Origin of the sequence: Kitasatospora sp. MAP12-44, assembly GCF_029892095.1 — a bacterium.
Classification (GTDB): Bacteria; Actinomycetota; Actinomycetes; order Streptomycetales; family Streptomycetaceae; genus Kitasatospora.
Genome location: NZ_JARZAE010000004.1, coordinates 5,486,773 through 5,499,889, shown reverse-complemented (window position 1 = coordinate 5,499,889; position 13,117 = coordinate 5,486,773). Strand labels below are relative to the sequence as shown.

General features: G+C 73.8%; 10 protein-coding genes. 6 read left to right on the top strand and 4 right to left on the bottom strand.

The annotated features are described in order from the left end of the window. Positions 1-57: 57 nt before the first annotated feature. Positions 58-582, top strand: a complete 525-nt coding sequence (locus P3T34_RS25445) for a MarR family transcriptional regulator (protein ID WP_280668361.1) — start codon at positions 58-60, stop codon at positions 580-582. Positions 583-605: 23 nt separating this feature from the next. Here the strand turns inward: P3T34_RS25445 and meaB are convergent, their stop codons facing one another. Next, the gene (gene meaB / locus P3T34_RS25440; protein WP_280668360.1) at positions 606-1,562 is read right to left on the bottom strand and encodes a methylmalonyl Co-A mutase-associated GTPase MeaB; all 957 of its coding nucleotides are present in this window, start codon (positions 1,560-1,562) and stop codon (positions 606-608) included. A gap of 77 nt (positions 1,563-1,639) precedes the next feature. Continuing rightward, positions 1,640-2,845 (bottom strand): acetyl-CoA C-acetyltransferase, encoded by a 1,206-nt coding sequence (locus tag P3T34_RS25435; protein ID WP_280668359.1) that lies wholly within the window; start codon positions 2,843-2,845, stop codon positions 1,640-1,642. A gap of 207 nt (positions 2,846-3,052) precedes the next feature. Here P3T34_RS25435 and mce point away from each other — a divergent pair, with 207 nt between their 5' ends. The 3 genes from mce (at position 3,053) to P3T34_RS25420 (ending at position 9,852) form a co-directional block, all read left to right on the top strand. After that, positions 3,053-3,490 (top strand): methylmalonyl-CoA epimerase, encoded by a 438-nt coding sequence (mce, locus tag P3T34_RS25430; RefSeq protein ID WP_280668358.1) that lies wholly within the window; start codon positions 3,053-3,055, stop codon positions 3,488-3,490. Positions 3,491-3,937: 447 nt separating this feature from the next. Next, positions 3,938-8,815 carry a hypothetical protein gene (locus tag P3T34_RS25425; RefSeq protein ID WP_280668357.1) on the top strand — a complete coding sequence of 1,626 codons (4,878 nt, stop codon included), beginning with the start codon at positions 3,938-3,940 and terminating at the stop codon, positions 8,813-8,815. 107 nt (positions 8,816-8,922) lie between these two features. Then, entirely contained in the window at positions 8,923-9,852 is a 930-nt protein-coding gene (locus P3T34_RS25420) for a cellulose-binding protein (RefSeq protein WP_280668356.1), read from the top strand. A 58-nt stretch (positions 9,853-9,910) separates the two neighbouring features. On the opposite strand, the gene P3T34_RS25415 is transcribed toward P3T34_RS25420, so the two are convergent. Further along, positions 9,911-10,693: an alpha/beta fold hydrolase gene (locus P3T34_RS25415; RefSeq protein ID WP_280668355.1), complete on the bottom strand. Its 783-nt coding sequence runs from the start codon at positions 10,691-10,693 to the stop codon at positions 9,911-9,913. 99 nt (positions 10,694-10,792) lie between these two features. On the opposite strand from P3T34_RS25415, the gene P3T34_RS25410 reads away from it, so the two are divergent. Further along, positions 10,793-11,794, top strand: coding sequence for an ATP-binding cassette domain-containing protein (locus P3T34_RS25410; RefSeq protein WP_280668354.1), 1,002 nt, complete (start codon positions 10,793-10,795; stop codon positions 11,792-11,794). A 1-nt stretch (position 11,795) separates the two neighbouring features. Continuing rightward, positions 11,796-12,563, top strand: coding sequence for an ABC transporter permease (locus tag P3T34_RS25405; protein WP_280672380.1), 768 nt, complete (start codon positions 11,796-11,798; stop codon positions 12,561-12,563). A 33-nt stretch (positions 12,564-12,596) separates the two neighbouring features. Here the strand turns inward: P3T34_RS25405 and P3T34_RS25400 are convergent, their stop codons facing one another. Next, positions 12,597-12,926: an ATP/GTP-binding protein gene (locus P3T34_RS25400; RefSeq protein ID WP_280668353.1), complete on the bottom strand. Its 330-nt coding sequence runs from the start codon at positions 12,924-12,926 to the stop codon at positions 12,597-12,599. Between the last annotated feature and the right edge of the window lie 191 nt (positions 12,927-13,117).

Below are 13,117 nucleotides of genomic sequence, written 5' to 3'. Positions count from 1 at the left end.
GGCCTGCGGCGGGCGCAAGTAGTAGAAAATTGAACAATATTGCGTATCATGGTCAGTATGGACACGCACGCCACAGAGCCGACCGAAGCCCAGGCCGCCCCGGCCACCTCCGCTCCGGACGACACCCCCTGGCTGAACGCCCGGGAGCAGCGCCTGTGGCGTGCGCATCTGGAGGTCAGTCAGCTGCTGATGTACCAACTCGGCCGCGAGCTCCAGCCGCACGGCCTGGCCAACAACGACTACGAGATCCTGGTCGTCCTCTCCGAGGCCCCCAAGCGGCGGATGCGGATGACCGACCTGGCCACCGCCACCCTGCAGTCCAAGAGCCGTCTCTCGCACCAGATCACCCGGATGGAGAACGCCGGCCTGGTGCTCCGCCAGGAGTGTCCGGGCGACCGCAGAGGCCTCTACGCCCACCTGACCGACCAGGGCTGGGAGACCATGCAGAAGGTCGCCCCGGACCACGTCCGCAGCGTCCGCGCGCACTTCATCGACCTCTTCGACAGCGACCAACTGGACGCCATGTACGAGGCCCTGGCCCCCATCGCCGACCACCTGCGCACCCTGCGCGGCCGCGGCTAGGGCATACGCGCCAGGAGTACGGGCTAGGAGTCCGTCAGGCTGGCGATGAGTTCGTCGGCTGCGCCGTAGGGGTCGAGGCGGCCGGCGGCGACGCGTTCGGCCAGGGCGTCGAGGTGGCGGTCGCCGTGCAGGTTGCCGATCCGGGAGCGGAGGGCGGCCAGGGCGATGGCCTCGATCTCGTCGGCGGCGCGGCGGCGGCGGCGGACGGTGAGCTGGCCGCCGGCCTCCAGCCAGGCACGGTGCTTCTCCAGGGCCTCGACGACCTCGTCGACGCCCTCGCCGCGGGCGGCGACGGTCTTGAGGATCGGCGGGCGCCAGTCGCCCGGCTCGCGGGCCTCGCCGAGGCCGAGCATGTGGCCCAGCTCGCGGGCGGTGGCGTCCGCACCGTCCCGGTCGGCCTTGTTGACCACGAACACGTCGCCGATCTCCAGGATCCCGGCCTTCGCGGCCTGGATCCCGTCGCCCATCCCGGGGGCCAGCAGCACGACCGTGGTGTCCGCCTGCGCCGCGACCTCGACCTCGGACTGGCCGACCCCGACGGTCTCCACCAGGATCACGTCGCAGCCCGCCGCGTCCAGCACCCGCAGCGCCTGCGGGGCGGCCCAGGAGAGCCCGCCCAGGTGGCCGCGGGTGGCCATCGAGCGGATGAAGACGTCCGGGTCGGTGGCGTGGTCCTGCATCCGCACCCGGTCGCCGAGCAGCGCGCCGCCGGAGAACGGCGAGGACGGGTCGACCGCCAGCACCGCCACCCGCTTGCCCAGCCGCCGGTAGGCCGAGACCAGCGCGGAGGTGGACGTCGACTTGCCGACGCCCGGTGAGCCGGTGAGCCCCACGGTGTACGCCCGCCCGGTGTACGGCGCGAGCGCGGCCATCACCTCGCGCAGCTCCGGCGCGGCGTTCTCGACCAGCGAGATCAGCCGGGCCACCGCGCGCGGGCGCCCCGCCCGGGCCTGCTCGACCAGGGTCGGCACATCGATCATGGCGCTTGGGTCTCCTCGGTCAGGGGCCGGTGCCTCGAGTGCGAGGCACCGGCCGGAGCACTACGGCACTACGTGGGTCAGGCCTTGGGCACCCGGACGATCAGGGCGTCGCCCTGGCCGCCGCCGCCGCACAGCGCCGCCGCGCCGACGCCGCCGCCGCGGCGCTGCAGCTCCAGCGCCAGGTGCAGCACCACGCGGGCGCCGGACATCCCGATCGGGTGGCCGAGCGCGATCGCGCCGCCGTTGACGTTGACCTTGTCCTCGGTGACGCCGAGGTCCTTCATCGACTGGTAGGCGACCGCCGCGAACGCCTCGTTGATCTCGATCAGGTCGAGGTCCTCGACACCGAGGCCCTCCTTGCCGAGCGCGTGCTTGATCGCGTTGGACGGCTGCGACTGCAGCGAGTTGTCCGGGCCCGCGACGTTGCCGTGCGCGCCGATCTCGGCGATCCAGCTCAGGCCCAGCTCCTCGGCCTTGGCCTTGCTCATCACGACCACCGCGGCGGCGCCGTCGGAGATCTGCGAGGAGGTGCCGGCCGTGATGGTGCCCGCCTTGTCGAAGGCCGGGCGCAGCTTGGCCAGCGTCTCGGTGGTCGTCTCGGCGCGGATGCCCTCGTCCTGCGAGAAGACCACCGGGTCGCCCTTGCGCTGCGGGATCTCCACCGGGGTGATCTCGGCCTCGAAGACGCCGTTCTTCTGGGCGGCGGCGGCCCGCTGGTGCGACAGGGCCGCCAGGTGGTCCTGCACCTCGCGGGTGATGCCGAGGCGGGTGTTGTGCTTCTCGGTGGACTCGCCCATCGGGATGTTCTCGTACGCGTCGGTCAGGCCGTCGTAGGCCATCGCGTCGAGCAGCTCGATCGAGCCGTACTTGTATCCCTCGCGGGACTTGGGCAGCAGGTGCGGGGCGTTGGTCATCGACTCCTGGCCGCCCGCCACCACGATGTCGAACTCGCCCGCGCGGATCAGCTGGTCGGCCAGCGCGATGGCGTCCAGGCCGGAGAGGCAGACCTTGTTGATGGTCAGCGCCGGGACGTTCATCGGGATGCCGGCCTTGACGGCGGCCTGGCGGGCCGGGATCTGGCCGGCGCCGGCCTGCAGCACCTGACCCATGATCACGTACTGCACCTGGTCGCCCGTCACCCCGGCCCGCTCCAGCGCGGACTTGATGGCGAAGGCACCCAGCTCGGCGCCGGTGAAGCCCTTGAGCGAACCGAGCAGGCGGCCCATCGGGGTGCGGGCGCCCGCGACGATGACGGAGGTAGTAGCGGTGGAAGCGGTAGGCATGGAACGAGCCCCTTCGCACGTCTTGGCCAGGGAGTCCTGCGGGCGTCGAACGGCAGCAGGGCCCGGGGAGAGGGATGCAGCTCAATGTACTGACCCGTAACCCGGGCGTCACCGGAGCGACGGTGTGATCAGGCTCGCACGCGGCCCAGTGGCGCGGCGGACCGGTTGTGCGCTGCACTGACAGCAACCCACCCCTCGGAGGCCCCCGTGTTGACCCGGATCGACCACATCGGCATCGCCTGCTTCGACCTCGACAAGACCGTCGAGTTCTACCGTGCCACGTACGGCTTCGAGGTGTACCACAGCGAGGTCAACGAGGAGCAGGGCGTCCGCGAGGCCATGCTCAAGATCAACGACACCGGCGATGGCGGCGCCTCCTACCTCCAGCTGCTCGAGCCGACCCGCGAGGACTCCACGGTCGCCAAGTGGCTGGCCAAGAACGGCGAGGGCGTGCACCACATCGCGTTCGGCACCGCCGACGTCGACGGCGACGCCGCGGACATCAAGTCCAAGGGCGTCCGGGTGCTCTACGAGGAGCCGCGGATCGGCTCGATGGGCTCGCGGATCACCTTCCTGCACCCCAAGGACTGCGGCGGCGTGCTGACCGAGCTGGTCACCTCCGCGGAGCCGGCGGCCGAGCACTGACCGGCCGGTAACCTGCGCGAGTACCGGCCTCGGCGGTCAAACTCACGCTTTGGCCCACTACAATGCCCAGGTGCGTGACGGCCCCGCGAGCAGCGGGGCACCACGCACGGCCAAGGGCGGGGAAGGCTGGTCACTGACAGCCGGTCCCGGTCGTAGGGGAGTCCGTATCCGGGGCACGGCTGAACGGCCGCTGTTCGGATCTGTCACCATTCTCCAGAAGGCAAGAGTTCGCCCAGGAGTCCACCCGGTCGGCGGAGCGCGGTCACAGTCGCGCGCCACCTGCCCGGACTCCGACCGTGGCGGACGTCCCCGCAGGGGGCGTCCGAGTCCCGGTCCCGTCCGGGACTGCCCGCGGATGCAAGGACCAGCGCGGCCGGCCTCCCCCGAGGCCGGTGTTCGGGCCGCGCGGGTCGAGGACGCCGACCAGGAGATGGATGGGACCGCGGAGTGCGGGGCAACGACCGCTACGAGGTTGATGATCACCTCTCCCAGTTCGAAGCCGAGATGGACCGGCTTCGCAAGGAGCGGGACAAGACCGCCGAGCATGCCGAGGACCTCGCCTATCAGGTGGAGGTGCTCCGGGCCAAGCTGCACGAATCGCGTCGGCAGCTTGCGCAGCCGCGCGCCTTCGACGCCGTCTCCGGCCAGGCCGAGCAGCTCCTGCGCACCGCCGAACTCCAGGCCCAGCAACTGCGCGAGACCGCCGAGCGCCAGCTGCGCGAGTCCCAGGCGGCCACCCAGCGGCTGATGGCCGAGGCCGCCGAGCGCACCGCCCGGATCGAGGCCGAGCTCCAGGCCCGCCGCCGGCAGATGGACGAGGAGCTCTCCGAGCTGCGCCGCAGCGCGGAGCGCCACGTCAACGAGAACGTCAACTGGGCCGAGCAGACCCGGGCCGGCACCGAGCAGGAGGCCCAGCGCCTGCTGCAGGAGGCCCAGGCCGAGGCCGAGCGGCTGGTCGCCGCCGCCCGCGCCTCCGCCGCCGCCCTCGCCGACCAGGCCCGCGCGCAGACCGCCGCCGACGTGGACGCCGCCCGCGGCGAGGCCCAGGCGCAGGCCGAGGCCGCCCTGCTGCGCGCACAGAAGGACGCCGAACGGCTGCTCCACGCCGCCTCCCAGCAGGCGCAGCAGGCCAGCGCCGAGGCGCAGGAGCTGCGCGGCAGCGCCGCCAACCAGGCCCAGCAGCAGCTCGCCGGGGCGCAGGCCGCCGCCGAGCAGCAGCTGGCCGCCGCACAGACCGAGATCGAGCGGCTCAAGCAGCAGTCCGCCGAGGCGCAGGCGCAGGCCGAGGCGGCCCTCGCCCAGGCCCAGGGCGAGATCGAGCGGATGCGCGAGGAGGCCAGGGCCGAGGCCGAGCGCGCCCGCCTGGAGGCGGCCGAGCTGCGCCGGCAGGCCGCCCTGGCCGCCGAGCAGCTGCAGGCCGAGGCGGCCGCCGCCGCCGAGCGGCTGGAGGCCGACGGCCAGGCGGCCGGCGAGCAGCGCTCGCAGACCGCCAAGGCCGAGGTGGCCCGGATGGTGGCCACCGCCACCAAGGAGGCCGAGCGGATCAAGGCCACGGCTGCCGAGGCCGAGGCCCGCGCCCACAACGCCCAGGCCGAGGCGGAGGCCGCCAAGGCCGCCGCCGCCGAGGAGAGCGAGCGGCTGCGCGGCGCGGCCCAGAGCGTGGCGACCCAGCTGCGGCAGGAGGCCGAGGCCTCGATCGCCGAGCTGCGCGCCGCCGCCCAGGCCGAGGCCGCCGAGATGCGCGCGCAGGCCGAGGCCGCCGCCGAGGCGCTGCGTGCCGACGCCCGTGAGCAGGGTCGGGCCGAGGGCGCCAAGGACGCCACCATGCATCTCGCCAAGGCGGCCAAGAGCGCCGAGGAGGCGCTCTCCCGGGCCGGCCAGGACGCCGAGGCGACCCGCGCCGAGGCGGCCGCCGAGGCCGAGCGGATCCGCAGCGAGGCCGCCGCCGAGGCGAAGCAGCTGCGCGACCAGGCGCAGGAGTCCGTCGAGCAGGCGCAGAACGCCGCGCTGGACGACGCCGCGGGGATCCGCGCCCGCATGGAGCAGATGCAGGACGAGGCCGCCCGGCTGCGCGCCGAGGCCGAGGAGCTGCGCGCGCAGGCCGCCCGCGACGCCGAGAAGGTGCGCGGCGAGGCCCGCCGGCAGGCCGTGGTCCAGATAGAGGAGTCGGCGAAGAACGCCGAGGAGCTGCTGACCAAGGCCAAGGCCGACTCGGACGAGCTGCGCGAGGGCGCCGGCGTCGAGGTCGATCGACTGCGCACCGAGGCCAAGGAGCAGGTCGCGCAGATGCAGGCCAGGGCCGAGCAGATGCTCAACCGGGCTCGCACCGAGGCCGAGAAGCTGGCCACCGCCACCGAGCAGCAGCGCAGTGAGGCGCTTGACGCCGCCAAGGCCGCGGCCGCCGAGACGCGTGCCGCCGCCGACCGGGACAGCGCCGAACTGCGCCGCGAGGCAACCGAGTTCGACCAGCGCGTACGGGCCGAGGCGCAGGCCGAGGCGAGCGCGCTGCAGAGCGAGGCGCAGGCCGCCGCCGAGGCCAGGGAGGCCGAGTCGCGGGCGCTCAGCGAGCGGCTGCAGGCCGAGGCACAGGCCGCCGCCGAGCAGCTGCGGGCCGAGGCCGAGGCGGTCGCGGGCGCGCTGCGCGAGGAGAGCCGGCGGGCGAGCGAGGAGACCGCCGCCGCGCTGCTGCGCGAGCGCGAGCAGGTCGCCGAGCAGCTGACGGCGGCCCAGGCCGCCCGCGAGGCCGCCCGGATCGCGGCCACCGAACTGACCGAGCGGACGGCCGCCGAGACCCAGGCACTGCGCGAGAGCGCCGAGGCCGAGGCCGACCGGGTCCGCACCGAGGCCGAGGCGCAGGCGCTGGCCGTCCGCACCCAGGCCGCCGAGCAGCTGGAACTGGCCGACGCGGCCGCCGAGGCCGCCCGCAGCGAGGCCGCCGCCGAGGCGCAGGCGCTGCGCGGCGAGGCGCGTGCCGCGGCCGAGCAGCTGCACGCCGAGTCCACCGCCGCCGCCGAGGCTCTCGCCGCCCGCAGCCAGGCCGCCGCCGACGCACTGACCGCCCAGGCGCAGGCCGCCGCCGAGGCGCTGACCGGTGCCGCGCAGAGTGCCGCGGACGCCCTCACCGCCGAGACCCGGGCGGCCGCCGAAGCGGTCACCGGCCACGCCCAGGCCACCGCCGACGAGTTGACCGCCGGCGCGCAGGCCGCCGCCGAGCAGCTCACCGCCGAGGCGCAGGCCACCGCCGACGAGCTGCGCGCCGCCGCGGCCCAGGAGCGCACCACCGCCGCCGAGGAGGCCGCCCGCCTCACCGCCGAGGCCGCCGAGCAGCTGGAGCAGGCCCGCCTGGAGGCGGCCGGCGTCAGCGCCGCCGCGACCGCCCGCGCGAGCGAGCTGGTCAGCACCGCCGAGGACGAGGCGGCAGCCGTCCGGCAGTCCGTGGCCGGGATGCACGAGGGCGCCTCCCAGCAGGTCGCCGAGCTCATCGCGCGCGCCGAGCGGGAGACCGCCGACACCCGCGAGCTGGCCGAGCTGGAGCTGGCCGAGCTGCGCGAGAACGCCGCACGCGAGAGCGCCCGGCTGCGCGAGGACGCCGAGGCCGAGGCGGCCCGGGTGCAGGCCGAGGCGCAGAGCTACGACGCCGAGCTGCGCGAGAGCGCCGACCGCGACACCGCCGAACTGCGCGCCACCGCCGAGCGCGAGAGCACCGAGCTGCGCGAGCGCGCCGCCGCCGAGGCCGAGGCCGAGCGCGAGGCGGCCGCGGCCACCGCGGCCCGTACGGCGGCCGACGCCGAGGCGTACAGCGCCCAGGTCCGCACCGAGGCCGACGAGTACGCCGCCCACCTGCAGGCCGAGAGCGAGGAGTACGCCACCCGTACCCGCGCCGAGGCCGAGGCCGAGGCCGGCCGGATCGCCGCCGAGGCCCAGGAGTACGACGCCCAGCTGCGCACCGAGGCCAACGCCGAGCGCCGGCAGGCCGACGAGGACGCCCGCCGCCACCGCGCCGAGGCCGAGGCCGAGGCGGCCCGCACGCTGGCCGAGGCCGAGGAGCGCAGCGCCGCCGCGGTCGCCGAGGCCGAGCGCTACGCCGCCCGACTGCGCACCGAGGCCGAGGAGTTCGCCTCCGCCACCCGCACCCTGGCAGAGGAGTACGAGGTCTCCACCCGGGCTCGCGCCGACGCCTACGACGTGGGCACCCGCGAGCAGGCCGAGCAGTACGACTCGGCCACCCGCGCGCAGGCCCAGTCCGTCCTGGAGAAGGCCTTCGCCGACGCCGAGGCGCTCGGCGAGGAGTCCCAGAGCACCGCGCTGGCCACCACCGCCGCCGCCGAGGAGCAGGCCGACGCCATGGTGGCCGCCGCCCGCAAGGAGGCCGACCGGCTGGTCGCGGCCGGCGAGGCGGCCGGGCAGGCCGAGGTGGAGCGGGCCAGGGCCGACGCCGACGCCATGCTCTCCGAGGCCCGCCGCGACTCCACCGCGATCCGCGAGCGCGCCGAGGAGCTGCGCGAGCGGACCGACGCCGAGATCGAGGCGCTGCACGAGCGAGCCCGCAAGGAGAACGCGCAGGCCATGAAGTCGGCCGGCGAGCGGGTGGACGCCCTGGTGACGGCGGCTCAGGAGCAGCTGACCGAGGCCGAGGAGCAGGCGGTCACCGCCGTGGTCGAGGCCGAGGAGCTGGCGGCCTCGCTGGTGGCGGCCGCCGAGGAGCGGGCTTCCGAGCTGACGTCGGAGGCTTCGGCCGAGGCCAGTAAGGTACGGATCGCCGCCGTCCGCAAGGCCGAGGGCCTGCTCAAGGAGGCCGACCAGAAGTTGGCCGACTCCACGGCGAAGGCGGAGCAGAAGCTCTCCGACGCCATCGCCAAGGCCGAGCAGCTGATCGCCAAGGCCGAGAACCGGCTGAAGGCGGCTCAGGAGGAGGCCGAGGAGCAGATCGAGGCGGCGTCGACCCAGGCGGCCAAGCGGCTGCGCTCGGCCGAGGAGAACGCCGACGAGCAGCTGCGCCTGGCCACCGAGGAGGCCGAGCGGGTGCGCGCCGAAGCCCGTGCCGAGGCGCAGCGGGTGACCGACGACGGCCGCCGCGAGCTGGACGAGTTGGTGCGCCGGCGCAAGGACATCAACACCGAGATCTCTCGGGTCCAGGATGTGCTCTCCGCGCTGGAGGCCTTTGAGGCACCCTCACCGGTGCAGCAGGCGACGGCCCGGGAGACCGGCGGCTCCGGCAGCGGGTCCGGCGGTGGAAAGAACAGCAACGGGGGCTCGAAGGCGGGCGCTGGAGTGGGCGCCCCTCGTTCGAGTGGTGGCAGGTCGGGAGGGACACCACCCGATTGAGCGGACATTGTCCGTTCGCCATAGGCTTTTTGCCGAAGACACTCCGGTAACGTGTCAGGATTCCCTCAACCACCTCAGCGGTTTGACGACAGGAAGCCCAGAACCCCATGAGCGACAGTCATTCCCCTCACGGCTTCGACCTGGTGCGCCGTGGGTACGAGCGCGCCCAGGTAGACGAGCGGATCACCAAGCTGGTGGCCGACCGTGACAGCGCGTTGACCCGCATCGGTGCGCTGGAGAAGCGCATCGAGGAGCTCCACCTGGAGACCCAGAGCGCGCAGGCCGCCGTCAGCGACGCCGAGCCCTCGTACGCCGGTCTGGGTGCCCGGGTCGAGAAGATCCTGCGGCTGGCCGAGGAGGAGGCGAAGGACCTGCGTGAGGAGGCCCACCGCGCCGCCGAGCAGCACCGCGAGCTGGCCGAGGCGGCCGCCCAGCAGGTCCGTTCCGAGGCGGAGAACTACGCCAAGGACCGCAAGGCGAAGGCCGAGGACGAGGGTCTGCGGATCGTCGACAAGGCCAAGAGCGACAGCGCCCAGCTGCGCACCGAGGCCAACAAGGACGCCCAGAACAAGCGCGAGGAGGCGGACGCCCTCTTCGAGGAGACCCGCACCAAGGCCGCCCAGGCCGCGCTGGAGTTCGAGACCAACCTGGCCAAGCGCCGCGAGCAGTCCGAGCGCGACCTGGCGGCCCGTCAGGCCAAGGCCGAGAAGCGTCTGGCCGAGATCGAGCACCGGGCCGAGCAGCTGCGCCTGGAGGCCGAGAAGCTCCGCACCGACGCCGAGCGCCGCGCCCGCCAGACGGTGGAGACGGCCCAGCGCCAGTCCGAGGACATCGTGGCCGACGCCAACGCCAAGGCCGACCGGATCCGCAGCGAGTCCGAGCGCGAGCTGGCGGCGCTCACCAACCGCCGCGACAGCATCAACGCCCAGCTGACCAACGTGCGCGAGATGCTCGCCACGCTGACCGGCGCGGCCGTGGCCGCCGCCACGCTGCCGACGGACGACGCCCTGGGCGTCCCCGCCCAGCAGTCGCGCTGACGCGTAGCACTCTCAGCGGGCCCCCACCGACTCGGTGGGGGCCCGTTCTGTTCTCCCCTCAGCCCACCCGGCGCAGCAGCGCGCGGACGGCCGCGTCGAAGGCCGCCGGGTCCTCCAGCGCGCTGAGGTGGCCGACGCCCGGGAGCACCGTCAGCCGCGCGTCCGCCAGCGCCTGGGCCATCGCCTGCGCGTCGGCCGGCGGGGTCAGCGCGTCCTCGGCGCCCACCAGCACCGCCGCCGGGACCCGCAGCCCGGCCAGGACGTCGAAGGACTCCCCGCGCGCCGCCATCGCCCGCTGCGCCCAGGCCACCCCGGCCGGCGTCGCCTCGGCGATCAACTCCCTTACCCGGGCGACCAGTTCCGGTGCGGCGGCGGGCCCGAGCAGGGTGCTCTCCAGCTTCTCCTCGGCGAGCAGCCGCACGCTGTCGCGGGCCAGCACCGCCGCCGCGATCCGCTCGCGGTTGGCCCGGGCCGGCTCGGTGTCGGCGCTCGCCTTGGTGTCCGCGAGCAGCAGCCCGGCGAGCCGCTCGGGGTGGCGGCGGGCGAAGGCCAGCGCGACATAGCCGCCCATCGACAGCCCGCCCACCACCGCGCGCTCGACCCCGGCGGTGTCGAGCATCCCGGCGACGGCGTCGGCCAGCAGGTCGAGCGAGGGGGCGGCGCCGGACGCCGAGGTGGCTCCGAAGCCGGGCAGGTCGGGGGCGAGCACCCGCGCCGCGCGCCCGTCAGGACCGGGCAGGGTGTCCAGCTGGGCCTGCCACATCCGGGCCGAAAGTGGGAATGCATGGAGCAGGACCAGCGCAGTGCCCGTGCCACGCTCCCGTACCGATAGCTCAGTCATGCGGCTCACCGTAGGCGGCGGCCTGGGGAGATGCACAGAGCGCGCCCGACTGCCTGATGTGTCCTAATCTGACGAGGAGTAACCAACAGGGGAGCAGTGATGATCGAACTGCACGAGCTGACCAAACGGTACGGGGACAAGACCGCCGTGGACAGCCTGAGCTTCCAGGTGCCGCGGGGGGTCGTCACCGGCTTTCTCGGCCCGAACGGCGCCGGCAAGTCCACCACGATGCGCCTGATCCTCGACCTCGACCGCCCCACCAGCGGCCGGGTCACCATCGACGGCAAGAACTACGGGTCGCTCAGCGAGCCGCTCAAGTACATCGGCGCCCTCTTGGAGGCGCAGGCCGTGCACCCCGGCCGCACCGCCTACAACCACCTGCTCTGGCTGGCCCAGAGCAACCGGATCCCGCTCAGCCGGGTGGACGAGGTGCTCGCCCTGGTCGGGCTGACCGAGGTCGCCAACAAGCGCTCGCGCGGCTTCTCGCTCGGCATGGGACAGCGTCTCGGCATCGCCTCGGCCCTGCTCGGCGACCCGGAGATCGTGATGTTCGACGAGCCGGTCAACGGTCTCGACCCGGAGGGCATCCTCTGGGTCCGCAACCTGATGAAGCGCCTCGCCGCCGAGGGCCGGACCGTCTTCGTCTCCTCGCACCTGATGAGCGAGATGGCGCTGACCGCCCAGCACCTGGTGGTGATCGGCCGGGGCCGGCTGCTCGCCGACCTCCCGATGGCGGAGTTCATCGCGCAGAACTCCCGCTCCACGGTGCGGATCCGCACCCCGCACCCCGAGCAGCTGCTGGACGCCCTCGCCCAGCAGTCGATCAACGCCCAGCCCGGGCCCGAGGGTTCGTACGAGGTGGTGGACGGCGACCTGGTCAAGATCGGCGAACTGGCCGCCGCGAGCGGCATCACGCTGCACGAACTGAGCCCGCAGCGCGCCTCGCTGGAGGAGGCGTTCATGCAGATGACGGCCGACGCGGTGGAGTACCACGCGGGCGCGCCGACGGGCACCGACGCGACCGGCGCCCCGGGCGAGTGGGGGGCCGGCTGGCAGCAGCCGGCCGGCAAGCGGCAGAAGCAGCAGAAGGGTGCGAACTGAGATGGGCTCCTTTCCCGCGATCCTGCAGTCCGAATGGACCAAGATCCGCAGCGTCCGCTCCACCGTCTGGACCCTGCTGCTCGCCTTCGTGGTGACGGTCGGCCTGGGCGCGCTGATCTCGCTGCTCACCAAGAACAACTTCGCGGACTTCACCAAGAACCAGACCACCCCCTTCGACGCCACCACGACCAGCCTGGCCGGCATCGGCCTCGGCGAGATCGCGATGATCGTCTTCGGCGTGCTGGCGGTCGGCAACGAGTACAGCAGCGGGATGATCCGGGTCTCGCTGGCCGCCGTACCGCAGCGCGGCACGCTGCTCACCGCCAAGTCCGCGGTGATCGGGGCGCTGGCGCTGGTGGTCTCGCTGGTGACGGCGTTCGTCACGTTCTTCCTCGGCCAGGCGCTGCTGGGCGACCACCACACCACGCTGGGCGCGCCGAACGTGCTGCGCGCGGTGTTCGGGGCGGCGGTCTACCTGACCATGCTCTGCCTGTTCTCCGCCGGGGTGACCGCGATGCTGCACAACCAGACGCTCGCGCTGGGCGTGCTGGTGCCGTTCTTCTTCCTGCTCTCGCCGATCCTCTCGGCGGTGCCGAAGGTGAAGAACGTCGCGCACTACTTCCCGGACTTCGCCGGACGGCAGATGCTGACGGTCTTCCCCACCCCCAGCGATCCGTACGGCTGGCTGGCCGGGTTCTTCATCTGCGGCGCCTGGACACTGGCGGCGCTGCTCGGCGGAGCCGCGGTGCTCAAGCGGCGCGACGCCTGATCGGCGCTGTGGCCGCGGGGCCCCCGGGCGTGTCTAGTACCTCGGGGCCCCGCGGCCGCGCTGGATCGCCGAACCGCGCCGCTCGCGGGCGCCCCAGCAGGCGCGGTGCCAGTGCCGCCGGTCGTCCACGCCCGCGCCGTACGACGGCCAGGCCACCACATGGCCGACCCCCGGCGGGATCTCCTGGTCGCAGCCGGGGCAGCGGTAGAAACGGCCGGCCGTGCCGGCGACCGTCTGCACCACCCACTCCTCGCCCCGGTAGTTCTCGGTACGCCGCAGCGAACCGCCCAGCGGGGCCGGCGGCTCGGCGCCGCGATCGGCGCCCCGGTCGGCGCTGCTGATCCGGTTGCGACGGGGAGACACGGCGTTCACCTCTCGGCGGGGGCACATTCGGCATCCAGGGTACGGGGACGAGCCGGTCGCTCACAGCCCGCTACAACTCCTCTACCACGGCCGGGCCGGGCGGCTCGGAGTTTCGTGGCATTACCACCCCTTCCTCCGCGAAATTGGGGAATCCGCGTGCCGTTGGCACATGACATGGGTTAGTCACGGTG

What these genes read in the sequence shown, in the direction of transcription:
- P3T34_RS25435 (WP_280668359.1), bottom strand. Translation starts at nt 2,845, where the DNA reads ATGCCTACCGCTTCCACCGCTACTACCTCCGTCATCGTCGCGGGCGCC.
- meaB (WP_280668360.1), bottom strand. Translation starts at nt 1,562, where the DNA reads ATGATCGATGTGCCGACCCTGGTCGAGCAGGCCCGGGCGGGGCGCCCG.
- P3T34_RS25410 (WP_280668354.1), top strand. Translation starts at nt 10,793, where the DNA reads ATGATCGAACTGCACGAGCTGACCAAACGGTACGGGGACAAGACCGCC.
- P3T34_RS25420 (WP_280668356.1), top strand. Translation starts at nt 8,923, where the DNA reads ATGAGCGACAGTCATTCCCCTCACGGCTTCGACCTGGTGCGCCGTGGG.
- P3T34_RS25445 (WP_280668361.1), top strand. Translation starts at nt 58, where the DNA reads ATGGACACGCACGCCACAGAGCCGACCGAAGCCCAGGCCGCCCCGGCC.
- P3T34_RS25415 (WP_280668355.1), bottom strand. Translation starts at nt 10,693, where the DNA reads ATGACTGAGCTATCGGTACGGGAGCGTGGCACGGGCACTGCGCTGGTC.
- P3T34_RS25405 (WP_280672380.1), top strand. Translation starts at nt 11,796, where the DNA reads ATGGGCTCCTTTCCCGCGATCCTGCAGTCCGAATGGACCAAGATCCGC.